Consider the following 23,074-nt stretch of genomic DNA (forward strand, 5'->3'; position numbering starts at 1 on the left):
ATACGAATAAAGGGCCCGGTGGAGACACCGGGCTTTTTTGTGCCGAATCCTGCTAGCCATGATGGCAAAGAGGAGGAGGAATTCCATGTCCAGGATCGTAGTGATTGGCGGCAGTGGGCACGTCGGCAGCTATCTCGTGCCGCGCCTGGTTGCGCTGGGCCATGAGGTCGTCAATGTCAGCCGCGGCGCAGCAAAGCCATACCGGCCGCATTATGTCTGGGACCAGATAGAGCAGGTCGCGCTCGATCGGATCGCCGAGGAGAGGGCCGGGCAGTTTGGCCGGAAGATCGCCGAGCTCCGTCCCGACATTGTCGTCGACATGATCGCCTTTGATCTCGACAGCACGCGCCATCTCGTCGAGGCTTTGCGGGGCAGGGTGGAGCACTATCTGTTCTGCAGCTCGATCTGGGTCTATGGCCGGCTGACGACCATTCCCTCGAGTGAAGTGGAGCCGCCCAATCCCATCGACAGCTATGGTCGCGGCAAGGCCGAGAGCGAGGCTTTCCTCGTGCGCGAGGCGCGCGTGAGCGGCTTTCCGGCCACTTGTTTCCGCCCCGGTCATATCGTGGGCGAGTGCTGGAACCCGATCACCCCGCAGGGCAATGGCGACCCGGAAACTTTTTCGCGGATTGCGCGCGGCGAGCAACTGGTGCTGCCCAACAACGGGCTTGAGACCGTCCATCACGTGCATGCGGACGATATTGCGCAGTGGATCATCTGTGCCGTCGAGAATCGGGCGGCATCTATCGGCGAGGTTTTCAACACCGTGTCCGAACAGGCGGTGACCCTGCGCGGCTATGCGGAGGCTGTCTATCGCTGGTTCGGTCGTGAGCCCGACATCGCCTACGCGCCGCTCGAGGCCTGGCTGGAAACCCTGCCGGAGGACCAGCGCGACATCACCCGCGGGCACGTCATCAGAAGTTCCTGCCACTCGATCGAAAAAAGCCGGCAGCGACTCGGCTATGCGCCCCGCTACTCCAGCCTTGAGGCGGTTGAGGAGTCCGTACGGGCCCTGATTGCCTCGGGCCGCGTCACAGTGGCCTAATCCTATGGATTGAGGGCTGGAGCTCTGTACTCGGCTTCAATAATTGGTGATAGCTGGCGCAGGTTAACAAGCACCCTAAGGAGTCTTCGGGGTATGAAGCGTCTATCTGCAGAAGCTTTTGGTACATTCTGGCTGGTTTTCGGCGGCTGCGGTTCTGCAGTGCTCGCCGCCGGCATTCCTGAACTGGGCATCGGCTATGCCGGCGTCTCGCTGGCGTTCGGCCTTACCGTCCTCACCATGGCCTATGCCGTGGGCCACATCTCCGGCGGCCATTTCAACCCGGCTGTCTCGCTGGGCATGGCCATTGCCGGCCGCTTTGATTTCAAGGACCTCATCCCCTATTGGGCGGCCCAGATCATCGGCGGTTCTGCCGGTGGCCTCGTGCTGTTCCTGATTGCTTCGGGCGTGGCCGATTTTGCCCCGGGCGGCTTTGCCTCCAACGGCTTTGGCGAGCTGTCGCCGCATGGCTTCAACCTGACCTCGGTCATCGTTGCCGAAGTCGTGCTGACCGCCTTCTTCCTCATCATCATCCTCGGCTCTACCCATGGCAATGCGCCTGTGGGCTTTGCGCCGATCGCCATCGGCCTCGGCCTGACGCTGATTCACCTGATCTCGATCCCGGTCAGCAACACCTCGGTCAATCCGGCTCGCTCGATCGCTGCAGCAATCTTTGCTGACAACGGCGCCATGGGTCAGGTCTGGGTGTTCATCCTCGCCCCGCTCGCCGGTGCAGCGCTGGGTGCGATCATCTGGAAGGCCCTGCTCGGCCGCGACTAATATCTTGAGGTGCCGCGACCCCGCGGCACCTCGCTTTCTCCGGATTTGCCGCGCCTAGTCGATGGCTTCAATCCCCTGCAGGCGAAGGCGCTCCACGCTGTCCTTCATGGCCTGCAACTGCTCGGGCGGATGCCCCTGCCAAGTCTCCACTTCGCCAACAATCTCCAGCGGCATCTGGCTGCGGTAGGATTGCGTCGGGTTTCCGGGAAACTTCGTGTCGGTCAGATTTGGATCGTCGACGAAGGGGCCAGTGGGACGCACGATGTAGATGCGCTCCCGGCCATCGCCTTGTGCCAGTTCGGCGCCCCAGATTGCCGCTTCCAGCGTGGCTGCGAAATAGATCCACGACCCCGGCTTGCCGCTGCCGAAATTGGATTTCTGGCCCGGAATCATCTTGTCGCCGATTTTCAGGTCGGCGCGCGTGCCGTGATAAAACACGGCATCTTCTGGCTGTTCGGATGCATACATCGACGGCTCCCTTCTGCAATGGAGCACTCGTTTTACAGCCGACCGACGGGCTTGAAGCAAGCCCGTACCGCTCCATATCTATGAGTGGCAGCCAGGCCTACTGGAACGCCGTCTCCGCAAAGCTCCGCAGTTTTCGTGAATGCAGCCGCTCAGCCGGCTGATCGCGCAGGATTTCCATGGCGCGCAGGCCGATCTGCAGATGCCGGTTGACCTGGGTGCGATAGAAGTCCGAGGCCATGCCCGGCAGTTTGAGCTCGCCATGCAGCGGCTTGTCGGAAACGCAGAGCAGGGTGCCGTAGGGCACGCGGAAGCGGAAGCCGTTCGCCGCAATGGTCGCGCTTTCCATGTCCAGCGCCACGGCGCGGGACTGGCTGAGCTGACGCACAATCTCCGTCTGATCGCGCAGTTCCCAATTGCGGTTGTCGAAAGTTGCGACCGTGCCGGTGCGCATGATCTTCTTGGTCTCGATCCCCTCGGTCTGGGTGATTTCCTCCACCGCCTGTTCAAGCGCGACCTGCACTTCGGCCAGCGCCGGAACGGGCACGGTCAGCGGCAGGTCAGCGTCGAGCACGTGGTCCTCGCGCACATAGGCGTGGGCCAGCACATAGTCGCCGAGCTCCTGGCTGTTCCGCAGGCCGGCACAGTGACCGAGCATGATCCAGGCGTGCGGGCGCAGTACGGCGATATGGTCGGTGATGGTCTTGGCGTTGGCCGGGCCGACGCCGATATTGACCATGGTGATGCCGCGGCCCTTGTCGGCGACGAGATGGTAGGCGGGCATCTGCGGGCTGCGCGGGGGCGGCTCGCCGGTGATGGCGCCACCGTTCAGCATATTGTCGGTCGAGACATTGCCCGGCTCGATGAAGCGCTGGTAGTGCGGGTGGCCGTCGGTCATCCACTGCTTGGCGACGCGACAGAACTCGTCGATGTAGAACTGGTAGTTCGTGAAGATCACGAAATTCTGGAAGTGCTCGGCGCCGGTGCCGGTGTAGTGGGCCAGGCGGAACAGCGAATAGTCGACCCGCGGTGCGGTGAAGGCGGAAAGCGGGTAAGGTCCGCCACGCGGCGGCACATAGGTGCCATTAGCGATTTCGTCGTCGGTGTGGGCGAGGTCGGGCGCGTCAAACACGTCGCGCAGCGGAATATGCAGCGCATTGAGCGCGGCGCCATCAACATGCTCATGCGGTGGCAGGGCGAAATGCAGAGGGATCGGGGTTTCCGACTCGCCGATGTCGATCGTGCCGCCATGATTGTGCAGCAGCACGGCGAACTGTTCCTGGAAATAGGTGCGGAACAGGTCGGGCGCCGTCACCGTGGTGCGGTAGATGCCGGGGGTATGGAGATACCCATAGGGCAGGGTGCTCTCGTGGCGCGAATAGCTGGTCGAGCGCACTTCCACCTGCGGGTAATAGGCCCGCACCCGGCCCTCGGGGATGACGCCTTGCGCCAGAGCCTTGAGATGGCTGCGGATGAACTCGCAATTGCGGTGATAGATATGAGCGATATGGGCCCAGGCGGCCTCGGGGTCAGTGAAAGACTGGGTCTCGAGTCGCGGCGGGCTGATGATCGTCATGCTTGTCCTCGTCTGCCGGCTGCACCGCCGGGCCTGCCGCTGGAATCGCGGCATCCGCCTACTATAGGGGCCATATGACGCCTTCTCAACGCGCCGCTCACGGCCCCCTTTATTGCTTCACACTTCGGTGAGCCGTACTTTTATTGCCGCAATTACGCGCCATCTTCATCATCAGTTCATCGGCAACGCAAACGACCCATGCACCGGTGAGCGGGAAACGGTCCGCCGCTTGTCCCCCAAGCCCTCAACAGCGCGGCGGGCCGAATCCCATCAGAAGGCCGTCTGACAGAGATGTCGGACGGCCTTATGTATTTTTAGCGCTTCAGGGCTTGGTGTAGTCGACGATGGTCTCCGGGTTCACCTCGTTGTCGTAAGAGGCGTCGACTTCGAACTTCACGAGCACGAAACGGCCGTCGTCGAATGTCCAGGAGCCGGACGAGCTGGCATCGCCGAGGCCGCGCCACTTCGAATAGGACGTCAGCGTCAGTGTGTCCGGATCGAAGTGGGAGTTGACCAGTGTCGTCGTGGCGACCATGCCGGTGACCTCGAGGCTTTCCACATCGCCTTCATAGTCGTCGTTGACATAGATGAGGTCGTAATCCGGCTCAGCCAGTGCCAGCGGGCGAAGCCCGTCAAACTCGGTCTTGATGTAGTAATTGTGGCTGATGTTGTAGGCGCCGGCAAAGCAGAAGAGGCGCACCAGCGTGACCACTTCCTTGGGCGCATCATCGCTGTAGCTGGGCTGATATTTCAGCTCCCAGCTGGCGAAATCTTCGTCTTCCCAGCCGCTGACGTCCTCGTTGCACATCGCGCCGCCGGCCAGGGCATGCAGTGCGCGCGCCTCTTCCTCCAGCCCGACATCCTGCGCCATCGCCGACCCAGAAAGCAAAACAGCCGCCAGCGGCAGCCAAAGCAATGGACGGATCATCCTTCATCCCTTATGTCGAAAACCGAAAACGCCGGATGTTCCCCGCGCTTCCCCCAGCTTTTACGAGGCCGATATGACCGCAAAAATCATCGATGGCAAAGCCTTCGCGGAAAATCTTCGCACGGCGATCGCCGGTCACGTCGAGCGCCTGAAGCGCGAGCACAACATCACTCCGGGCCTGGCCGTGGTGATCGTCGGCCACGACCCGGCCAGCCAGGTCTATGTGACCAACAAGGCCAAGCAGACTGCCGAAGTGGGCATGAATTCGTTCAAGCACGAACTGCCCGAGGATGTGTCCGAGGCCGAGCTGCTGGCGCTGGTGCACAAGCTCAATGCGGACCCGGCCGTTCACGGCATTCTGGTGCAGATGCCTGTGCCCAAGCATATCGATCCCAACAAGGTCATCGAAGCGATCGACCCGGCCAAGGACGTCGACAGCTTTACCCCGGCCAATGTCGGCAAGGTGCAGATCGGCCTGCCCGGCCCGGTGTCCTGCACGCCGCTCGGGTGCCTGATGCTTCTTCGCGACCAGCTCGGCTCGCTTGAGGGCAAGAACGCCGTCATCATCGGCCGCTCCAATCTCGTCGGCAAGCCGATGATGCAGCTGCTGCTGCGCGACAACTGCACCGTCACCGTCGCCCATTCGCGCACGCAGAACCTGCCCGATGTCGTCCGTCAGGCCGATATCGTCGTGGCTGCCGTCGGCCGTCCGGAAATGATCAAGGGTGACTGGATCAAGCCGGGCGCCGTCGTCATCGACGTCGGCATCAACCGGGTTCCCGCGCCGGAGAAGGGCGAAGGCAAGACCCGTCTCGTCGGTGACGTCGAATTTTCGACTGCTGTCGCGGTCGCCGGCGCGATCACCCCTGTTCCCGGCGGCGTTGGTCCGATGACCATTGCGTGCCTCCTCGCCAACACCATCACCACGGCAAGCCTCATCAACGGCCTCACCCCGCCGAGCGATCTCACGGCATGAGTTCAGATCGGCACGATCCCGGCGGCAAAGTGCGCCTCCGCCTCGGCGAAGGCGTGCGCGGCGACGCCGTGATGAGTGCAGATGGTCGGTATCGCCAGATCATGCGGCGCTGGCTTGGGGAAATTTTCCCGGAAAACTACATCCTCTTCGTCGGGATGAACCCGTCCACCGCCGACGCGCGCGTGGACGATCCGACCTGTGCGCGCGAGTGGACATTTGCCCGTCGCGAGGGGTTTTCGGCGATGGTCAAATGCAATGTCGGTGACTACCGCGCCACCGACCCGAAAATGCTGGTGCAGCCGGGCGTGGTCGCCGTGTCGCCGGCCAATCTTCCGGCCATCCGGGCAGCGGCGAAAAATGCGGGCAGGGTGGTCCTCTGCCACGGCAAGCTCAACAAGGCGCTGGCACCAGCCGGTCGCGAACTGGTCGAGGCCCTTCGCAGCGATGGCGCCGAACTCTGGTGTTTTGGTACCAATGCCGATGGCTCCCCAAAACATCCGCTCTATCTGCGGGCCGACACCCCGCTGGTGCGGTTCTAGCCCGCCCACGACACAAATCATCGTGCCATCGTCATTGCCCGGCTTGTCCGGGCAATCCATTTCATTTGGAGCCGAAGATGGACCACCCGGACAAGCAACCGTGGACATCACTGTTGGAATGCCGGTTCCTGTCGGGCGATGGCGTTGAGGATTGTGATGAGTTTTCTCACCGTTGCGATCATGGCGAGTTTGAAGGGTTTTCCGCGCAGGCGCAGTCTTTGATAGAAGTCGCCGAGAACGGGGTCTTTCACCTTGATGGCGCTGAGCACGGCCATGTAGGCGATATCGCGCAGATGTTTTCGTCCGCCAAGACAGCGGCCGTTGCGATCCGATGCGCCCGATTGGCGGGCATAAGGGGCAACGCCGATGAGTGCTGCGGCCACCTTGGCGGAGACCTTGCCGAGCTCGGGCATGTCGGCCAGTAAGGCGATCGCCAGAACCGGACCGACGCCGGTCACCTGCCGCAGCCGCGCCTGGCGCTGCTGGAGCTGGCGATTGTCGGCGAGAAGGGCAGTGATGGCCGCTTCGATGCGTTTGATCTCCAGGGCGATGGCCGCCAGACGCTCCTCGATCAGGCTGCGCACAAGCGGCTCGTCGATGGTATCGAGCTGACTGACAAGGCCGCTCTTTTCCGCAACGATCCGCCGCCGATGGGCTGTGAACGCGCTCAGCCTTTGTCGGATCGGATCAGACACATAAGGGGTCAAGCTGGCGCGCACGGCCTGCAGATAACGCGCGATCAGAGCGGCATCGATCTTGTCGGTTTTGGCCAATTGGCCGATACCCCGCGCGTAACTGCGGATCCGCGCCGGGGCTAGAACATGCACTTCAAGGCCAGCGGCATGCAGGCTCTCGGCCACGCGGGCTTCATAGCCTCCCGAGGCTTCGAGCCCGATGGCCAACGGCCCCAGTCTGGCCAGGCGCTGCGTCAGCTCGGCGAGCGCCTCCGGTCCAGTGCTGCAACGCCAGGATTTGCCAGCGGGATGGGTATGAACGTCCAGATGCGTCTTGGAAACGTCGATGCCAACGAAGAGGGTGTCGTGTATCATGACCTTGCTCCCAGGCTTGTGGTGCGGGCAACAGCCCGATCAACCGTTCGGGGTCAAAGGGAGCAGACAGGGCCTTGCTCGTCCTCGGCTGTGACAAACCAGCCGGACAAAACGGCCTCCTGACTGCATCAGCCGGGATGCGCAACCCGGCTGATGCCACCACTAAAGCACAGATCCTCCACACAAGCCGGGTGGTGACGGCAGACTGTCGTCGGATGGCATACCCGCAGTGCCGGTTGTGGGCCACCGCACCTTCCCCATACTCGATATGTCCCCTCGTCCCTCAGGGGAGAGGGTTAGGGTGAGGGGGCCCAGACTTAGCCTTCCACCAGCACGAACCGCCGCGCGACTTCATGGTCCCGCAGGGCTGTCGCCGGGAGCTTTCCGGCCAGTGCGGCCCGGACGCGTTCGATATCGGTTACCAGGCTGGCATCGACCACGACCTTCGAAAATACAGGCAAAAAACCGAGTTTGTGCATTTCGAGCAGGTTGAAAAGCTGAGTGCGCACATCGGTCTGGCCCGCACAGGCAACACAGTTCTCACCATCCGCGTGATTGTGCCCGGTGCTGGCCGGCAGCTGGACGACAGCGACGTCGTCGGCCAGCGAGCCGGGCGCAGGAGATATTCCCACGACGGATACGGGAATGGGGGCGGGTCTGGTCATTTCTGTTCCTGAAGTGTCACCGTGCTGAACGTCACTCTCCCCGTGATCGGGAAGAGATGGGATAGGGCGACACGCGCTGCAACCACACTCCATATTATTCCGCCGCGACCTTGCCGGGGATGTAGTTCAGAATCGGCCCGAGCCAGCGTTCGACCTCTTCCACTGCCATGCCCTTGCGCTGGGCGTAGTCGAGCACCTGGTCGCGCTCCACCTTAGCGACGCCGAAATAATAGGCGTCGGGATGGCTGAAATAGAGCCCGGAGACCGATGAACCCGGCCACATGGCGTAGCTTTCGGTCAGCGACACGCCGACAGTGTTCTCTGCATCGAGCAGGCGGAAGAGCGTGGTCTTTTCGGTGTGGTCCGGCTGGGCCGGATAGCCCGGTGCCGGGCGGATGCCGCGATAGTTCTCGAGGATGACTTCCTCGGGGGTGAGGTTTTCGTCCGGAGCATAGCCCCAGAGTTCGCGACGAACCTTGAGGTGCATGAATTCGGCCAGCGTCTCCGCATAGCGGTCGGCCAGGGCCTTCACCAGAATGGACGAATAATCGTCGTTTGCTTTCTCGAAGCGCTCGGCGATCGCCACTTCCTCGAGACCGGCCGTCACCACGAAGCCGCCGAGATAGTCGGGCTTGCCGCTGTCGACCGGCGCGACGAAGTCGGACAGCGCCATGTTCGGCTTGCCGTCGCGCTTGGAGAGTTGCTGGCGCAGCGTGAAGAAGGTTTCGAGCTCGGTCTGGCGGTCTTCGCCCGTGAACAGGCGCACGTCATCGCCCACGGCATTGGCGGGCCAGAAGCCGACCACAGCCTTGGGCACGAACCACTTTTCGTCGATGATCTGCTTGAGCATCTTCTGAGCATCCGCCCAGAGCGCCCGCGCCGCTTCGCCCTGCCGCTCGTCCTCGAGAATGGCCGGGTAGCGCCCCTTGAGTTCCCAGGTCTGGAAGAACGGCGTCCAGTCGATGTATTGGGCCAGTTCGGCAAGGTCGAAATCGGTAAAGTTCTTGATACCGGTAAAGCTCGGCTTGGGCGGCGCGTAGCCGGTCCAGTCAGGCTTGAAGGCGTTTTCGCGCGCTGCGGTCAGCGGCAGGCGCTTTTTTTCGTGCTCGGCCCGCTCATGGGCGGCGGCCGCCTTGGCGTATTCGGCGCGCACCTGTTCAATGAAGGTCACCTTGGTGTCCTGCGAGAGCAGGTTCGACACCACGCCCACGGCGCGGCTGGCGTCATTGACGTAAACCGCCTGGCCACGCGCATAGCGCGGGTGGATCTTTACCGCGGTATGGACGCGGCTGGTGGTTGCGCCGCCGATGAGCAGGGGAATGTCAAAGCCCTCGCGCTCCATTTCGGAGGCGACATGCACCATCTCGTCGAGTGACGGCGTGATGAGGCCGGACAGCCCGATGATGTCGACGTTTTCGGCGCGGGCGGTTTCCAGGATCTTCTGGGTCGGCACCATGACGCCGAGATCGACGATCTCGTAATTGTTGCAGGCCAGCACGACGCCGACGATGTTCTTGCCGATGTCGTGGACGTCGCCCTTCACCGTCGCCATCAGCACCTTGCCGGCGCTCTGGCGGCCGGCGGCGTCGCCATTGGCGTCCTTCTCGGCTTCCATGTATGGCATCAGATAGGCCACGGCCTGCTTCATCACGCGGGCCGATTTAACCACCTGCGGCAGGAACATCTTGCCCGAGCCGAAAAGATCACCAACCACGTTCATCCCGGCCATCAGCGGGCCTTCGATGACGTGCAGGGGGCGGGCTGCTCCCTGGCGGGCCAGCTCGGTGTCGGCCTCGATATATTCGGTGATGCCGTTGACCAGCGCATGAGTGATGCGTTCGTTGACCGGGAGCTCGCGCCAGGAAAGATCCTTGGCCTTGCCGGCGCCGCCGCCCTGGCCCCTGTAGCGCTCGGCCAGCTCCAGCATTCGGTCGGTCGAATCCGGTCGGCGATTGAGGATCACGTCCTCGCAGGCGTCGCGCAGTTCCTTGTCGATGCTCTCGTAGACCGCCAGCTGGCCGGCGTTGACGATGCCCATGTCCATGCCATTCTGGATGGCATAGTAGAGGAACACGGCGTGCATCGCCTCGCGCACCGGCTCATTGCCGCGGAACGAGAAGCTGAGGTTCGAGATGCCGCCCGAGATATGGACGTGCGGCAGGCTCTCGGTGATTTCCTTCGTCGCCTCGATGAAGTCGACACCGTAATTATTGTGCTCTTCGATGCCCGTCGCGACCGCAAAGACGTTGGGGTCGAAGATGATGTCTTCAGGCGGGAAGCCGACGGTCTCGGTCAGGATCTTGTAGGCGCGCGCACAGATTTCCACCTTGCGCTGCTTGGTGTCGGCCTGTCCGGTTTCGTCGAAGGCCATCACCACCACGGCGGCGCCATAGGCCTTCACCAGCTTGGCGTGATGGATGAATGCCTCTTCGCCTTCCTTGAGCGAAATGGAATTCACCAGCGCCTTGCCCTGCACACACTTCAGGCCCGCCTCGATTACCTCCCACTTGGAGCTATCGATCATCAGCGGCACTTTGGCGATATCTGGTTCTGCGGCCAGCAGGTTCAGGTAGTCGATCATCACCTGGCGGGAGTCGATGAGACCCTCATCCATGTTGATGTCGATGATCTGGGCGCCATTGGCGACCTGGTCGCGGGCCACGTCGAGGGCGGCGTTGTAGTCGCCCGCCGTGATCAGCTTGCGGAAGCGGGCAGAGCCGGTGACGTTGGTGCGCTCGCCGATGTTGACGAAGGGGATGTCCTTGGTCAGCGTGAACGGCTCAAGGCCGGCGAGGCGCAGCTTGCGCTCGATCTCCGGGACCTTGCGCGGCTGGTACTGCGCGGCCATCTGCGCCACGGCGCGGATATGGTCCGGGGTCGAACCGCAGCAGCCGCCAACGATGTTAAGGAGGCCATCGCTGGCAAAGCTTTGCAGCTGAGCCGCCATCTGTTCGGGCGTCTGGTCATAGCCGCCCATTTCATTGGGCAGGCCGGCATTGGGATATGCGCAGATAAATGTATCGGCGACGCTCGAGAGCTCGGCGATATGGTCGCGCATGAGGTCGGCGCCAAGCGCGCAGTTCAGCCCGATGGTGATCGGGTTCGAATGGCGGATGGAATACCAGAAGGCCGTCGGCGTTTGGCCAGACAGCGTGCGGCCGGAGAGGTCGGTGATCGTGCCCGAAATCATGATTGGCACATCGATGCCGCGCTCTTCGAAGATGCGCTGGGCGGCGAAAATGCCGGCCTTGGTGTTCAGTGTGTCGGTGATGGTTTCGAACAGCAGCAGGTCCGCGCCCGCATCCACCAGCCCGCGAATGGCCTCGCCATAGGCTTCCACGAGATCATCGAAGCTGATCGAGCGATGGCCGGGGTTGTTGACGTCGGTCGACATGGACGAGGTTTTCGTCGTCGGCCCGATTGCGCCAGCCACGAAACGGCGGCGGCCGTCAGCTTCCTCAGCGCGCAAGGCGGCGCGCCGCGCCACCACAACGCCCTGGTAATTGATGTCGTAGACCGCGCTTTCGCAGGCGTAGTCCGCCTGGGCCACCGAAGTGCCTGAGAAGGTGTTGGTTTCGACGATATCGGCACCGGCCATATAATAGGCGAAGTGGATATCCTCGATCATCTCCGGTTCGGTGATGACGAGCAGGTCGTTATTGCCCTTGAGCGGATGGCTCCAGTCCTTGAAGCGCTCGCCGCGGAAATTCTCCTCGGTCAGCCCCAGGCGCTGGATCATGGTGCCCATGGCGCCGTCGAGGATCAGGATACGGTCCTGCATGGCCTGGGCGAGCGCGGTGCGCACCTCGGTCCAGTCGGGCAGGAGGGGAGAATTGTCGATCCGGTCGGGCGAGGGGCTCATGCCGTCCTCTCTTTCAGTTTTGGGCCTGCGTGAACAACGCTGCAGGCATCACATAAAGATATCTTTATATCAGTCAAGCGCCAAGGCGTCTCTGCTGCGATTCGTCACCAGTTGCGGAAAACCCGGCGCATCCGGCGAATGATGGGAAGGCGTTAAGGCCTCCTAAACCAGCAAAGTGACAATTTGCAGCAAATTCCCCGTATCGGATTATGATGCGGCGCCGATAGTCCCAAGCGAGTTGAGTATAGAGTACCGTGACGACAACTTGGCGCAAAGCCGTCCGCACAATAACACTTGCCGCCCTTATCACCCCGATGATCGCCGCCTGCATGGGTGGTGCCGGGGGTCTTGGTGCCACGGTCAAGCGCGGCGCCTTCACCTCCAAGGAATATGGCGTCGCTGTTTCGCCGCGCGTGACCTCGAATCCCCATCCGCCTCGTGGCGGCGGGCGCTATCAGGTCGGCAAGCCTTATACCGTGCGCGGCAAGACCTATGTCCCGCAGCATGATCCCAATTATGTCGCGGCCGGTACGGCGTCCTGGTATGGCTCGGACTTCCACGGTCGCCGCACGGCCAATGGCGAAATCTTCTCCGCCAATGCCATCACCGCCGCGCATCCGACCCTGCCGCTGCCGTCCTATGTCCGCGTGACCAACAAGGACAATGGCCGCTCACTCGTCGTGCGCGTCAATGATCGTGGACCCTATGTGGCCGGCCGCATCATCGATCTGTCGCATCAGGCGGCGTCCATGCTTGGCTATGTCAATAATGGCTCGGCCAGCGTGCAGGTCGAATATGTCGGCGAAGCCCCGCTCGAGGGCGATGATACCCGCATGCTGGTGGCCAGCTACAATGGCCCCTCCGATTTCGGCGGCAGCCGCGGCAATGTTCAGGTCGCTTCGGCCGAGAGTAATCGCAGCCTTGTCGGCATGACCACCAATTTTATCGGCGGGCTGTTCTCCTATGCCGACGCCGAACAGGCTGATGCCGGCATCGGCACGGCCCATGCCGCGGTCAACGCCATGGCCAGCCAGGCGCCGGACCTCCAGGCCTGGGCGGCCAGTGTCGACGCAGACACCCGTGCCTTCAAGCTCGGGCTCGGCATCTACGGCAATCAGGACAATGCGATTGCGCTGGCCGAGCGGTTCGCCGTGTTGGGCGCCGTGGCCGAAGATCCCGTCACCGTCGGCGGCAAGCCGGCGACCCGCCTGACGCTGACCCATCTCAAGCCCGGTGTTGAGCGTCAGGACGCTCTCGATCTGGCGCGTGAACTTGGCCTTGGCGATATAATTCTTTATTAGTCGGAGCTGTTCGCGACTGTTCCGAATTCGGCCCTTTGGTCGGGAAAGCAAGGGATTGCCCGTGAGACTGCTCCTCGCCATCGCTGTTGCCGCCTTCAGCGTTTCGTCGGCCTTCGCCCAGGCGCAGTTCGAGACCAAGGCGAAATTCGCCGTGCTGACGGATTACGAGTCTGGCACCGTCATCTTCCAGAAGGATGCGGATGCAAGGCTCGAGCCGGCCAGCATGACCAAGCTGATGACGCTGGCCGTTGTGTTCAACGAGCTGCGCGCCGGCCGCTTGAGCAAGGACGATCTGTTCTTCGTCTCCGAAAACGCCTGGCGGACAGGCGGCGCGTCTTCGGGCGGCTCGACCATGTTCGCCGAGCTCAATTCCCAGATCCGCGTCGAAGACCTCATTCGTTCCGTCATCATCCAGTCGGGCAATGACGCCGCCATCGTGCTGGCCGAAGGCATTGCCGGCAGCGAAGCCAGCTTTGCGGCGATGATGAACGAGCTGGCCCGCCAGATCGGGCTCAACGATTCCAACTTCACCAATTCCACGGGCCTGCCGGACCCGGATGAATTTTCGACGGCGCGGGACCTGGCCGACCTCGGCCGTTACCTCATTCGCGAATTCCCCGAATATTACCACTATTTCTCCGAACCGGAGATGGAGTGGAACGGCATAAAACAGGCCAATCGCAATTCGCTGATCGACGTCGGCATCGGCGTCGATGGCCTCAAGACGGGCCATACCCAGGCTGCCGGCTATGGCGTCGTGCTCTCGACGGCCCAGGGCGATCGCCGCCTCGTCGCTGTTGTGCACGGTCTCGGCTCGATGCGCGAGCGCGCTGAAGAGGGGCGAAAGCTGCTCACATGGGGCATGCGCGCCTTCGAACGTTTCTCGGCCTATCCGGAAGGCAAGGTCGTTGCCTATGCCGATGTCTATGGCGGCGAGAAGGGCAATGTGGGCCTCATCGGTAACGGCGAGATTGCGCTTTATCTGCCGCGCGGCTCGCGCCAGTGCCTTTCCGCCACGGTCACTTTCGTCAGCCCGCTGATGCCGCCGATTCAGCAGGGCGCGCAGATCGCCGAATTGCAGGTGTTCTGCAACGACCAGCTGGTGCAGACGGCACCGCTCTACGCCGCCGAAACAGTCGGGCAGGGCGACCTCGTCCGCCGCGCCACCGATGCCCTCAAGCAACTGGCATTGGGTTGGCTCTGAACCATGCCGCAGGCAAATTCGCTCCAGTGGAGCGAATTTAGGTTCAGAGGCCATTCGAGCTGCGCTCGGATGGCGGGCAGGGAGCCCCAATCGAACTCGCCCCAGTGGCAAACTCTCGGGGCACGCTCCCACACCCCCGCGCCCAAACCCTTCCCCCCCGCGGTCGCTTGCCCTAAAAGAAACCAAACCAACCAATCAGGCGGCATATGCTCGACGCGCCGAACCACAGCACGGCCCGCTTCATCACCTTCGAAGGCGGTGAGGGCGTAGGCAAGTCCACTCAGGTCAAGCGCCTGCTCGAACGCCTGGGCGCGCGTGATGTCAGCGCCGTGCGCACGCGCGAACCCGGCGGTACGCCCAAGGCCGAGGCCATCCGCTCCTATATTCTGCAGGGTCGTTCGGAAAGCTGGGGCCCCGGCGCCGAGGCGGTGCTGTTCGCCTCGGCCCGGCATGATCACGTCACCCAGCTCATCGCGCCCAATCTGGCGCGCGGCACCTGGGTCATCTCCGACCGCTTCTGCGATTCCACCCGCGCCTATCAGGGGCTGACCGGTGGCGTTGATGAAAAGCTCATCGACGCGCTCGAAGATCTGGCGCTCGACGGCCATGTCCCCGATCTCACCATCGTACTCGACATGGACCCGGAAACCGCCTTCAAGCGGGTCGAGATGCGCGCCGTCGAGGACGGGCTGGCGCTCACCGGCGACCGGTTTGAAAAGGAAGAGCTCGACTGGCATCGCCGCCTGCGCGACGGCTTCCTCAATATCGCCCGCAATAATCCCGATCGATGCGTGGTCCTCTCGGCCGAACAGCCCGAGGAACACCTTGCCGAGGATATCTGGCGGGTGGTCTCCGAGCGTTTCCCTGAGCTCGGGGCGGGAGCCGGCGCATGAGTGATCCATCCGCACTGGAGGGCCTGCCGCTTCCCGAAGCGCGCCAGGCGGCCATTGGCCATGACCTCGCCCGTTCCGCCATTCTTGAGCAGCTGCATCACCGCCGTCTGCCCGGCGCAATCATGCTCCATGGTCCGCAGGGTGTGGGGAAGGCGACCTTTGCCTTCGAGATGGCCCTCGCCATTCTCACCGCCACCGGAGACGAAGCGCCGGAGCGCGTGCGTGAGCAGGTTGCGGCGCTGTCCTATCCGAACCTTTTTGTGCTGCGCCGGCGTCTCAAGGATGCCAAGGGCTACTACACCGCCATTCGCGTCGAAGACGTACGCGAGCTGCGCGATGCGCTCCACCATACGCGCGGCCGCTCCGGCCACCGCATCGCAATCCTCGACAGTATCGACGACTGCAATCCCTCGGCCGCCAACGCGCTTCTCAAGACGCTGGAAGAGCCGCCGGCCGACACGACCTTCCTGCTCGTTTCCCATCGCCCGGGGCAATTGCTGCCAACGATCAAGTCGCGCTGCCACAACATCGCCCTGCGTCCCCTCGCAGATGGGCTGGTCGAGCAGGTGGTGCGCTCCAGCCTGCCCGATATCGACGCCGAAACGCTGAACCGCGCCGTGCAGCTGGCCGGTGGCCGACCGCGCCGCGCCTTCGAGACGCTGGCGCTGGGCGAAACCTCCCCGGTCGGCGCGCTGATCTCCTGGCTTCAGGCCCCGGAAAACATGCCGACAGGCGCCACCTTGCAGCTGGCTGAAGCGCTTGGCGCCGACCCCCATGGGCCCGACATGTCCTTCGGCCGCGAAATCCTATCCGACTGGCTGGCCGACGAGGCGCGCAATGCGGCCTTTGATCGTCAGAGCCGTATGCGTCTTGCCTCCGCCACAGAGCTATGGGACAAGGCACACGCGCTTCTTTTGGAAGCCGATAGCGTCAATCTCGACATGAAACAGACGCTTGTCGTGCTGTTTGACGCCATTCGGAAGCACCGTGCAACGACTGCAATCCCCATCGAGCAAGAATGACCGCCAAGCCCTTTTACGTCACGACCGCGATTTCCTATCCCAATGGCGCCCCGCACATCGGGCACGCCTATGAGATGATCGCCACCGACGCCATCGCCCGCTGGAAGCGTCTCGAGGGCCGTGAGGTCTATTTCCTCACCGGCACCGACGAGCACGGCATCAAGATGGTGCAGACGGCGGCCAAGGAAGGCATTCCGGTCAAGGAGCTGGCGGATCGCAACGCGGCCGAGTTCCAGAAGCTCGCGGCTGCGCTGAACCTGTCCAACGACGATTTCATCCGCACCACCGAACAGCGCCACCACGAGGCGTCGCAGGCCATCTGGAAGAAGATGGCCGAAAACTCGGATGGCGACATTTTCCAGTCCACCTATGCCGGCTGGTATTCGGTGCGCGACGAGGCCTATTTCGACGAGGACGAGCTGACGGAGAAGGACGGCAAGAAATTTGCTCCCTCCGGCGCCGAAGTCGAATGGGTCGAAGAGCCGACCTACTTCTTCCGCCTTTCCGCCTATCAGCAAAAGCTGCTCGCCCTCTACGAAGCCAATCCAGATTTCATTGCTCCCAAGGAGCGCCGCAACGAGATCATTTCCTTCGTCAAGAGTGGTCTGCAAGACCTCTCCATTTCCCGCACCACCTTCGACTGGGGCATTCCCGTACCGGGCGCTGAAGGCCATGTGATGTATGTCTGGGTCGACGCCCTGACCAATTACATCACCGGTCTTGGCTACCCTAACGAGCAGAGCGAGCTGTTCAAGAAGTTCTGGCCGGCGGACCTGCATGTCATCGGCAAGGACATCATCCGCTTCCACACCGTCTATTGGCCCGCATTCCTGATGAGCGCTGGTCTTGAGGTGCAGCACCGCGTCTTCGCCCACGGTTTCCTCACCGTTGACGGCCAAAAGATGAGCAAGTCGCTCGGCAATGTCATCGAGCCGTTCCACCTGGTGGACACCTTTGGTCAGGACGCTGTCCGCTACTTCTTCCTGCGCGAAGTCTCCTTCGGCAACGACGGTGACTATGCCAACGAAAAGCTGGTCAATCGCGTCAACGCGGACCTTGCCAATAATCTCGGCAATCTGGCGCAGCGTTCGCTATCGATGATCAACAAGAACTGTGATGCCAAGGTGCCGGCTCTCGGCGAGCTGACCGAGGCCGACAACGCCATGATCGCCGAGGTCACCGCGGCACTCGAGACGGCACAGAAGGCGATGGACCAGCAGCTGGTCCACGAAGCCACCGGCGCCATCATTTCCGCGCTGAGCTCGGCCAACAACTACTTCGCCGCGCAGGAGCCGTGGGCGCTCAAGAAGACCGATCCGGTTCGCATGGCCACGGTCCTCTATGTGACCGCCGACACGGTTCGTCGCCTCTCCATTCCGATGCAGGCCTTCGTTCCCGCATCGGCTGCACGGCTGCTTGACCAATTGGCTGTCCCTGACAACCAGAGGACGCTGTCTGACGCTCTCAATGCTAACAGTCTGCTAACGAACTCCGACCTGCCGGCACCGCAAGGCGTCTTCGCGCGGCTGGAAAAGCCGGCCGAATAAATGCTGATCGATAGTCACTGCCACCTCGATTTCGAGTCCCTCTCCGCCGATCTGGCGGGGGTTTTTGCCCGCGCCCAGGCAGCCGGGGTCACCGGCATGGTCACTATTTCGACCCGTGTCGAAAATTTTGCGACCTATGCCGCGCTGGCTGAGAAATACCCGAATGTCTGGTGCTCGGTCGGCACCCATCCGCATAATGCCGGCCAAGAATTGCACATCGAAACCAATGACTTGGTTCGGCTGAGTGCGCATCCGCGCTGCGTCGCCATCGGCGAGGCTGGGCTGGACTATTTCTACGACAACGCACCGCGCGAGGCCCAGGAAACCGGGCTTCGCCGCCATATCGCAGCGGCCCGGATCACCGGTCTGCCGCTGGTCATCCATAGCCGCCAGGCCGACGATGACATGGCGCGTATCCTCGAAGAGGAAACCGGGCAGGGCGCATTTCCCTTTGTGCTCCATTGCTTTACCGCCGGACGCGAGCTGGCCGAGCGGTCTCTGGCCCTGGGCGGCTACATCTCCTTTTCCGGCATCATTACCTTCCGGAATGCCAAGGAAATCCAAGAGGTTGCGCAGATCGTCCCGGCGGATCGCTACCTCGTCGAGACCGACTCTCCCTACCTCGCTCCGATCCCGCATCGCGGCCAGCCCAATGAACCGTCCTATGTCCGCCACACGGCGGAAAAAGTCGCGGAAATTCGCGGGGTTAGCCTCGAACAGGTGGGCAGGGAAAGCACCGAGAATTTCTACCGGCTGTTCTCCAAGGCTGCAGTTTGACCATGGTTGAGCCGGACCGGATCGTCGCCACCATTCTGGGCTGCGGTTCATCCGGTGGCGTGCCGCGTATCGGCAATGTCTGGGGCGCGTGCAACCCGCACGAACCCCGCAACCGCCGCCGCCGCTGCGCTCTCCTCATCGAGGGCTGGCGGAACGGAATTGATGAGCCTACACGGATACTTATCGACACTGGCGCCGATCTGCGCGAGCAGCTGCTCGGTGCCAATGTCGACCGTGTCGATGCGGTCCTCTACACCCATGAGCATGCCGACCATTCCCACGGGATCGACGATCTGCGCGTTCTGGCGCTGCACAATCGTCGTCGGGTCGAAGTCTATTTCACTGCAGGATGTGGCGCTAAGCTACGGAATGCATTCAGCTATTGCTTCACTACCCCGCCGGGCAGCAGCTATCCCCCCATCCTCAATGCGCATGAGATTTCGGCTGGCGACACCATTGCAGTCGAAGGACCCGGCGGCACCATCGAGGTCTCGAGCTTCACCCAGATCCACGGCGACATCGAATCTTTGGGTTATCGGGTTAAGGGCCTCGCCTATAGCTGCGACCTCTCGGAGCTGCCAGAAGTCTCGGCCGAGGCGGTGCGCGACCTCGATTTCTGGATCGTTGACGCCCTGCGTCCGACGCCGCATCCCAGCCATCTGAGCCTGCCGGAAACCCTTGATCTGGTTGAGCGTTTCGAGCCGCGGATGGCGATCCTCACCAATATGCACATCGATCTCGATTATGATCGCACCGATGCGGAAACGCCGGCGCATGTCACGCCGGCCTTCGATGGGATGCAGATCGACGTTCTCAACCGCGTCCTGCTCAACCGCTAGGCGCGGCCGCCGTCGACGCTCAGGATCTGCCCCGAAATCCAGCCTGCCTGTTCCGAGGCCAGGAAAAGAACAGCATTGGCAATGTCTTCTGGCGTGCCAAGCCGGCGCATATGAATGCCGTCGACCAGCCGCTTCTGGCCTTCTTCGCCATAGCTCTCCCACTGGCGCTGGGTCGCCGGATTGGACAGCACGAAGCCCGGAGCCACGCTGTTGACCGTGATGCCGTGCGGCCCCAGTTCCAGCGCCAACTGCTTGGTCAGGCCGACCAGGGCATGCTTGGCGGCGCTATAGGCCTGAATGCCGGTAAGGCTGGGTCGCAGACCTGCCCCTGAGGCAATGGTGACGATCCGCCCGCTGCCGTTTGCCTTCATCAGCGGCGCCACCGCCTGGGCACAATAGAATGCCCCATCCACATTGGCGGCGAACAATTGGTGCCAGGCGGTTTCTGACACGTTTTCAAGGCTTGCGGCCGTCTGTCCACGCACGCCACCCGCGGCGGTGATGAGGATATCCACGCCCCCCAGGCGCTGCGCTATAGTCTCCACGGCGTCGAGCACGCTCTGCCGCTCGGAAAGGTCGAGCGTCAGGGTCAGTTCAGCGCCCGCCGCTTCGGCCAGTTTGAGGCCATCGGCGTCCATGTCGAGCGCGACCACACGCGCACCAGCTGCGCTCATCGCCGATACGATGGCGCGGCCAATACCCTGCGCAGCGCCGGTAACGATGACCGTTTTGTTATGGAAATTCAAATGCATAGAGATGTTCTCTAAACTGATTGTGCGGTTAAATTGAGTGGATTCTGCGACAAACTGCTAAGCCCAGCCGTCCTCGATCAGCTCCCGGGTCTCGGCAATGGCGACATCCCAGATGGCCTGCATCTCGTCGTCTGGACGCTGGTAGAAACCGCCGAAATTGCCGTCGCCGAGCATCTCCTTCACACCCGCCGCACCAATGGTTTTGAGCTTGTCGAGATCGGCCATCGGCTTCTGATGGTCCGGCATTCGGATGTTGGGCAGCCGCGTCCAGGGAAAGTTCTCCATCCACGACGCGTGGGAAGCGACTGGGTCGATCTCCTGGACCTTGGCGAAGGTCTTTGGAGCGTTCCACCAATTGTGCCAGCGCACCCGGCTGTCGGCATGACTGTTGAGCCATTCCAGCGCCGCGGTCTGGCCCGGATTGTTGCCGCCGTGGCCGTTGACGAAGAGAAACCGCCGGAACCCGGTGTTGTGGAGGCTATCCAGAATGTCGGTGATGATGCGCGAATAAGTCTCCATCCGCAGCGAGATCGTTCCGGGATAATTGGCGAAATATGGGGTGATGCCGAAGGCGAGGGGCGGGAACACCGGGACATTGAGGGGCGCTGCAGCCTCAACGGCGATCCGCTCGGAGAGGATCGTATCCACCGCATTGCTGAGGTAGGCATGCTGCTCGGTCGAGCCGAGCGGGACGATCGCCCGATCATCGATCTTCAGATAATCCTCGACCTGAAACCAGTTCATCTCGGCGATCTTCATTGATTTTCCTTGGTAATTTCGGCCTGGCGCAGGGCATCGAGCCGCGGCAGGACATGCTGCTTGATGAAGGTGACATCAGGTGCGTAGCGATATTCGAATGCCTGCTGATCAGGGCGGATCTTTTCCGTCAACCGGTCGAGGCCGGTCGCATAGACGATGACATCCGCACGAGAGAGGACGCCATCAAGGCCTGGATCATCGGCCATGACCACTTCGATCCCGGCTATCTGGGGAGCGAAGCGGACGACGCCGGGTTTCATCAGCGCCATGAACTCGGGGAAGACCGAGACGATGCCGACATGGGCTTCGGCGGCAAGACCGGCCAACCGGGCTGCGGTCTCCCCGGATGGGACGAAATTGATCCCGAGTACCGGTATTTGGGCGCCGAAGATGGCTTCAACCTCGATCCGGCGATTTTGCAGCGTGAGGACGATATCAGCGTCCGGCGGGCTCTCGCTCTCGGCGAGATCAGCGATGGTGGTCCAGCTCAGGAGGTCATTTGGCGGCAGGTGCGGGCGGATGTGATCGGCATAGGCAGCGGTTGCCTGCGCGAAATGGCCCACGAGAACAATCCTGAGGCCCTTTGCTGTCGGCTGACGCCGGTGATTTGCGCGAGCATTGAGGAGGGTCGCCAGTTCGGTGGGGCCGAGACCGGCCTCCAGGCCCAGATCGAGCAATGTGTCGATTGCGGGCTGAAGCCTGTCGAAGTCAGCTTTGGCCGGCAGATGATCCGTTTCGGCAACGAAGGTTCCGGCGCTGCCACGCGTCTCGATCAGGCGCTGGCGCTTGAGCTCATTATAGACGCCAACCACGGTCATCGGGGCGATGCCGGCTCGCTCGGCCAGGTCACGCACTGGCGGGAGGCGCGTTCCGGCCGTGAAATCGCCTAGGGCAATGCCATACTGGATGAGGCCGGAAAGCTGGATGCCGAGCGGGACGGGCAAGGCGCGATCGAGGCCAGCCGCCAGCATGGCGACGACGCTCGGCCTGTCTTCGTTTTGCGCCCCAGAGCCTGCTCGTACCCTACTTGACATGTTTGGCCAATCTGGCTCCCTTGAGAGGCTTTGTTCTAGAACGTTAGAACAAAATTGATCGCAGTTTTCGGTGCTTTGCAAGGCCGATCTGCGCGCGTTTGAGCAAGGGAGCCAAAATGGCAAGTCTGGTCATTCATGGGGGCGCAGGCACGATCCCGCGCGCCAGTTTTACCCCGGAGAACTATCAGGCTGCCCGACAGGGGCTGGCTGATGCGCTCAAGGCCGGATGGGAAATCCTCTCCGCCGGGGGGCTGGCGCTGGATGCCGTGGAAGCCGCTGTTATCGCGCTTGAAAACCATCCCAGCTTTAATGCCGGACACGGTGCGGTGCTCAACGCGGCGGGGGACCATGAGCTTGACGCAGCGATCATGGATGGGCGGGAACGGGCTGCGGGCGCGGTCGCTTCAGCGCGGACCATCCGCAATCCCATCCGGGCGGCGCGACGGGTGATGGAGGCCAGCGATTGCGTATTGCTGGCTGGAGCCGGGGCCGATGCGTTTGCGCGGGAGCAGGGGCTCGACATCGTCGACCAAGCCTATTTCACCACCGACCTCCGCCGCGAGCACTGGAAGCGTGCCGACGAGGAACGACGCGGGCTGCTCAATCGCGAGCGCAGCGAAGCCGAAAAGCACGGAACAGTGGGCGCGGTCGCCTGTGATGATTTCGGCAATCTGGCGGCAGCCACCTCAACAGGCGGCTATACCTACAAGCGCGCGGGACGGGTCGGCGACACGCCTGTCATCGGCGCGGGTACATATGCCGCCAATGGCGTGGTCGCCGTGTCTTGCACCGGTCTGGGCGAATATTTCATCCGCCGCGGCACGGCGCACGATATAGCGGCGCGGATCCGCTATCGCGGTGAAACGCTGGACGCGGCAACCGCTGCGGCCATCGCCGAACTCAGCGCGGATAAATGTGGCGCTGGTCTCATCGCCGTCGATGCTCGGGGCGCGATCGCCATGCCGCACAATACCGAGGGCATGTATCGCGGCGCGGTGACCGCTGACGGGCAGATGTCCGTTGGGATCTACGCCGACGATTTCTCGCCTTTCGACGCTTGACGG

21 protein-coding genes are annotated in these 23,074 nt (G+C 62.5%); 12 read left to right on the forward strand and 9 right to left on the reverse strand.

What is annotated here, in order from left to right:
* Positions 1 to 85: 85 nt before the first annotated feature.
* Together NYQ88_RS11095 and aqpZ are read left to right on the forward strand one after the other, a co-directional pair.
* Positions 86 to 1,045, forward strand: coding sequence for an NAD-dependent epimerase/dehydratase family protein (locus NYQ88_RS11095; RefSeq protein ID WP_275651206.1), 960 nt, complete (start codon positions 86 to 88; stop codon positions 1,043 to 1,045).
* 42 nt (positions 1,046 to 1,087) lie between these two features.
* On the forward strand, positions 1,088 to 1,822 hold the full coding sequence (gene aqpZ, locus NYQ88_RS11100) for an aquaporin Z (RefSeq protein WP_275654905.1): 735 nt from the start codon (positions 1,088 to 1,090) through the stop codon (positions 1,820 to 1,822).
* A gap of 54 nt (positions 1,823 to 1,876) precedes the next feature.
* Here the strand turns inward: aqpZ and arr are convergent, their stop codons facing one another.
* The 3 genes from arr to NYQ88_RS11115 all read right to left on the reverse strand — a co-directional run bounded on the left by arr (position 1,877) and on the right by NYQ88_RS11115 (position 4,791).
* Complete coding sequence (gene arr / locus NYQ88_RS11105) at positions 1,877 to 2,290, reverse strand: NAD(+)--rifampin ADP-ribosyltransferase (protein ID WP_275651207.1); 414 nt, start codon at positions 2,288 to 2,290, stop codon at positions 1,877 to 1,879.
* Positions 2,291 to 2,387: 97 nt separating this feature from the next.
* Positions 2,388 to 3,863, reverse strand: coding sequence for an AMP nucleosidase (locus tag NYQ88_RS11110; protein ID WP_275651208.1), 1,476 nt, complete (start codon positions 3,861 to 3,863; stop codon positions 2,388 to 2,390).
* A gap of 322 nt (positions 3,864 to 4,185) precedes the next feature.
* Positions 4,186 to 4,791: a DUF1176 domain-containing protein gene (locus NYQ88_RS11115; protein WP_275651209.1), complete on the reverse strand. Its 606-nt coding sequence runs from the start codon at positions 4,789 to 4,791 to the stop codon at positions 4,186 to 4,188.
* A gap of 73 nt (positions 4,792 to 4,864) precedes the next feature.
* Here NYQ88_RS11115 and folD point away from each other — a divergent pair, with 73 nt between their 5' ends.
* Together folD and NYQ88_RS11125 are read left to right on the forward strand one after the other, a co-directional pair.
* Entirely contained in the window at positions 4,865 to 5,767 is a 903-nt protein-coding gene (gene folD, locus NYQ88_RS11120) for a bifunctional methylenetetrahydrofolate dehydrogenase/methenyltetrahydrofolate cyclohydrolase FolD (protein ID WP_275651210.1), read from the forward strand.
* A complete protein-coding gene (locus NYQ88_RS11125) occupies positions 5,764 to 6,306 on the forward strand; it encodes a DUF1643 domain-containing protein (protein ID WP_275651211.1) in 543 nt (180 codons plus the stop codon). The genes folD and NYQ88_RS11125 overlap by 4 nt, the downstream gene beginning before the upstream one ends.
* 107 nt (positions 6,307 to 6,413) lie before the next feature.
* On the opposite strand, the gene NYQ88_RS11130 is transcribed toward NYQ88_RS11125, so the two are convergent.
* From NYQ88_RS11130 to metH, 3 genes are all read right to left on the reverse strand, one after another.
* The gene (locus tag NYQ88_RS11130) at positions 6,414 to 7,355 is read right to left on the reverse strand and encodes an IS110 family transposase (RefSeq protein ID WP_275651212.1); all 942 of its coding nucleotides are present in this window, start codon (positions 7,353 to 7,355) and stop codon (positions 6,414 to 6,416) included.
* A gap of 317 nt (positions 7,356 to 7,672) precedes the next feature.
* A complete protein-coding gene (locus tag NYQ88_RS11135) occupies positions 7,673 to 8,020 on the reverse strand; it encodes a hypothetical protein (RefSeq protein ID WP_275651213.1) in 348 nt (115 codons plus the stop codon).
* A gap of 94 nt (positions 8,021 to 8,114) precedes the next feature.
* Positions 8,115 to 11,882 carry a methionine synthase gene (metH, locus tag NYQ88_RS11140; protein ID WP_275651214.1) on the reverse strand — a complete coding sequence of 1,256 codons (3,768 nt, stop codon included), beginning with the start codon at positions 11,880 to 11,882 and terminating at the stop codon, positions 8,115 to 8,117.
* 329 nt (positions 11,883 to 12,211) lie between these two features.
* Here metH and NYQ88_RS11145 point away from each other — a divergent pair, with 329 nt between their 5' ends.
* The 7 genes from NYQ88_RS11145 to NYQ88_RS11175 all read left to right on the forward strand — a co-directional run bounded on the left by NYQ88_RS11145 (position 12,212) and on the right by NYQ88_RS11175 (position 19,465).
* Positions 12,212 to 13,183 carry a septal ring lytic transglycosylase RlpA family protein gene (locus tag NYQ88_RS11145; protein WP_275654906.1) on the forward strand — a complete coding sequence of 324 codons (972 nt, stop codon included), beginning with the start codon at positions 12,212 to 12,214 and terminating at the stop codon, positions 13,181 to 13,183.
* Between the two features lie 61 nt (positions 13,184 to 13,244).
* Positions 13,245 to 14,387, forward strand: a complete 1,143-nt coding sequence (locus NYQ88_RS11150) for a D-alanyl-D-alanine carboxypeptidase family protein (protein WP_275651215.1) — start codon at positions 13,245 to 13,247, stop codon at positions 14,385 to 14,387.
* 206 nt (positions 14,388 to 14,593) lie between these two features.
* Entirely contained in the window at positions 14,594 to 15,280 is a 687-nt protein-coding gene (gene tmk, locus NYQ88_RS11155) for a dTMP kinase (protein WP_275651216.1), read from the forward strand.
* Entirely contained in the window at positions 15,277 to 16,302 is a 1,026-nt protein-coding gene (locus NYQ88_RS11160; RefSeq protein WP_275651217.1) for an AAA family ATPase, read from the forward strand. Before tmk ends, NYQ88_RS11160 begins: the two co-directional genes overlap by 4 nt.
* Positions 16,299 to 17,849, forward strand: a complete 1,551-nt coding sequence (gene metG / locus NYQ88_RS11165) for a methionine--tRNA ligase (protein WP_275651218.1) — start codon at positions 16,299 to 16,301, stop codon at positions 17,847 to 17,849. The genes NYQ88_RS11160 and metG overlap by 4 nt, the downstream gene beginning before the upstream one ends.
* Positions 17,850 to 18,626: a TatD family hydrolase gene (locus NYQ88_RS11170; protein WP_275651219.1), complete on the forward strand. Its 777-nt coding sequence runs from the start codon at positions 17,850 to 17,852 to the stop codon at positions 18,624 to 18,626.
* Positions 18,627 to 18,628: 2 nt separating this feature from the next.
* Entirely contained in the window at positions 18,629 to 19,465 is an 837-nt protein-coding gene (locus NYQ88_RS11175) for an MBL fold metallo-hydrolase (RefSeq protein WP_275651220.1), read from the forward strand.
* Here the strand turns inward: NYQ88_RS11175 and NYQ88_RS11180 are convergent.
* From NYQ88_RS11180 to NYQ88_RS11190, 3 genes are read right to left on the reverse strand one after another with little or no spacing between them, the layout of a single operon-like run.
* The gene (locus NYQ88_RS11180) at positions 19,462 to 20,217 is read right to left on the reverse strand and encodes an SDR family NAD(P)-dependent oxidoreductase (RefSeq protein WP_275651221.1); all 756 of its coding nucleotides are present in this window, start codon (positions 20,215 to 20,217) and stop codon (positions 19,462 to 19,464) included. The genes NYQ88_RS11175 and NYQ88_RS11180 overlap by 4 nt on opposite strands.
* Positions 20,218 to 20,274: 57 nt before the next feature.
* Positions 20,275 to 20,976, reverse strand: a complete 702-nt coding sequence (locus NYQ88_RS11185) for a creatininase family protein (RefSeq protein ID WP_275651222.1) — start codon at positions 20,974 to 20,976, stop codon at positions 20,275 to 20,277.
* Positions 20,973 to 22,010, reverse strand: a complete 1,038-nt coding sequence (locus NYQ88_RS11190) for a GntR family transcriptional regulator (protein ID WP_275651223.1) — start codon at positions 22,008 to 22,010, stop codon at positions 20,973 to 20,975. The genes NYQ88_RS11185 and NYQ88_RS11190 overlap by 4 nt, the downstream gene beginning before the upstream one ends.
* 116 nt (positions 22,011 to 22,126) lie before the next feature.
* Between NYQ88_RS11190 and NYQ88_RS11195 the strand changes: the two genes are divergently transcribed.
* The gene (locus NYQ88_RS11195) at positions 22,127 to 23,071 is read left to right on the forward strand and encodes an isoaspartyl peptidase/L-asparaginase (protein WP_275651224.1); all 945 of its coding nucleotides are present in this window, start codon (positions 22,127 to 22,129) and stop codon (positions 23,069 to 23,071) included.
* Positions 23,072 to 23,074: the final 3 nt, after the last annotated feature.

The organism is Devosia sp. SD17-2, assembly GCF_029201565.1.
Classification (GTDB): domain Bacteria; phylum Pseudomonadota; class Alphaproteobacteria; order Rhizobiales; family Devosiaceae; genus Devosia.

Coding starts and splice junctions, on each gene's coding strand:
- NYQ88_RS11095 (WP_275651206.1), top strand. CDS start 86: ATGTCCAGGATCGTAGTGATTGGCGGCAGTGGGCACGTCGGCAGCTAT.
- arr (WP_275651207.1), bottom strand. CDS start 2,290: ATGTATGCATCCGAACAGCCAGAAGATGCCGTGTTTTATCACGGCACG.
- NYQ88_RS11110 (WP_275651208.1), bottom strand. CDS start 3,863: ATGACGATCATCAGCCCGCCGCGACTCGAGACCCAGTCTTTCACTGAC.
- NYQ88_RS11115 (WP_275651209.1), bottom strand. CDS start 4,791: ATGATCCGTCCATTGCTTTGGCTGCCGCTGGCGGCTGTTTTGCTTTCT.
- folD (WP_275651210.1), top strand. CDS start 4,865: ATGACCGCAAAAATCATCGATGGCAAAGCCTTCGCGGAAAATCTTCGC.
- NYQ88_RS11125 (WP_275651211.1), top strand. CDS start 5,764: ATGAGTTCAGATCGGCACGATCCCGGCGGCAAAGTGCGCCTCCGCCTC.
- NYQ88_RS11130 (WP_275651212.1), bottom strand. CDS start 7,355: ATGATACACGACACCCTCTTCGTTGGCATCGACGTTTCCAAGACGCAT.
- NYQ88_RS11135 (WP_275651213.1), bottom strand. CDS start 8,020: ATGACCAGACCCGCCCCCATTCCCGTATCCGTCGTGGGAATATCTCCT.
- metH (WP_275651214.1), bottom strand. CDS start 11,882: ATGAGCCCCTCGCCCGACCGGATCGACAATTCTCCCCTCCTGCCCGAC.
- NYQ88_RS11145 (WP_275654906.1), top strand. CDS start 12,212: ATGGGTGGTGCCGGGGGTCTTGGTGCCACGGTCAAGCGCGGCGCCTTC.
- tmk (WP_275651216.1), top strand. CDS start 14,594: ATGCTCGACGCGCCGAACCACAGCACGGCCCGCTTCATCACCTTCGAA.
- NYQ88_RS11160 (WP_275651217.1), top strand. CDS start 15,277: ATGAGTGATCCATCCGCACTGGAGGGCCTGCCGCTTCCCGAAGCGCGC.
- metG (WP_275651218.1), top strand. CDS start 16,299: ATGACCGCCAAGCCCTTTTACGTCACGACCGCGATTTCCTATCCCAAT.
- NYQ88_RS11170 (WP_275651219.1), top strand. CDS start 17,850: ATGCTGATCGATAGTCACTGCCACCTCGATTTCGAGTCCCTCTCCGCC.
- NYQ88_RS11175 (WP_275651220.1), top strand. CDS start 18,629: ATGGTTGAGCCGGACCGGATCGTCGCCACCATTCTGGGCTGCGGTTCA.
- NYQ88_RS11180 (WP_275651221.1), bottom strand. CDS start 20,217: ATGCATTTGAATTTCCATAACAAAACGGTCATCGTTACCGGCGCTGCG.
- NYQ88_RS11185 (WP_275651222.1), bottom strand. CDS start 20,976: ATGAAGATCGCCGAGATGAACTGGTTTCAGGTCGAGGATTATCTGAAG.
- NYQ88_RS11190 (WP_275651223.1), bottom strand. CDS start 22,010: ATGTCAAGTAGGGTACGAGCAGGCTCTGGGGCGCAAAACGAAGACAGG.
- NYQ88_RS11195 (WP_275651224.1), top strand. CDS start 22,127: ATGGCAAGTCTGGTCATTCATGGGGGCGCAGGCACGATCCCGCGCGCC.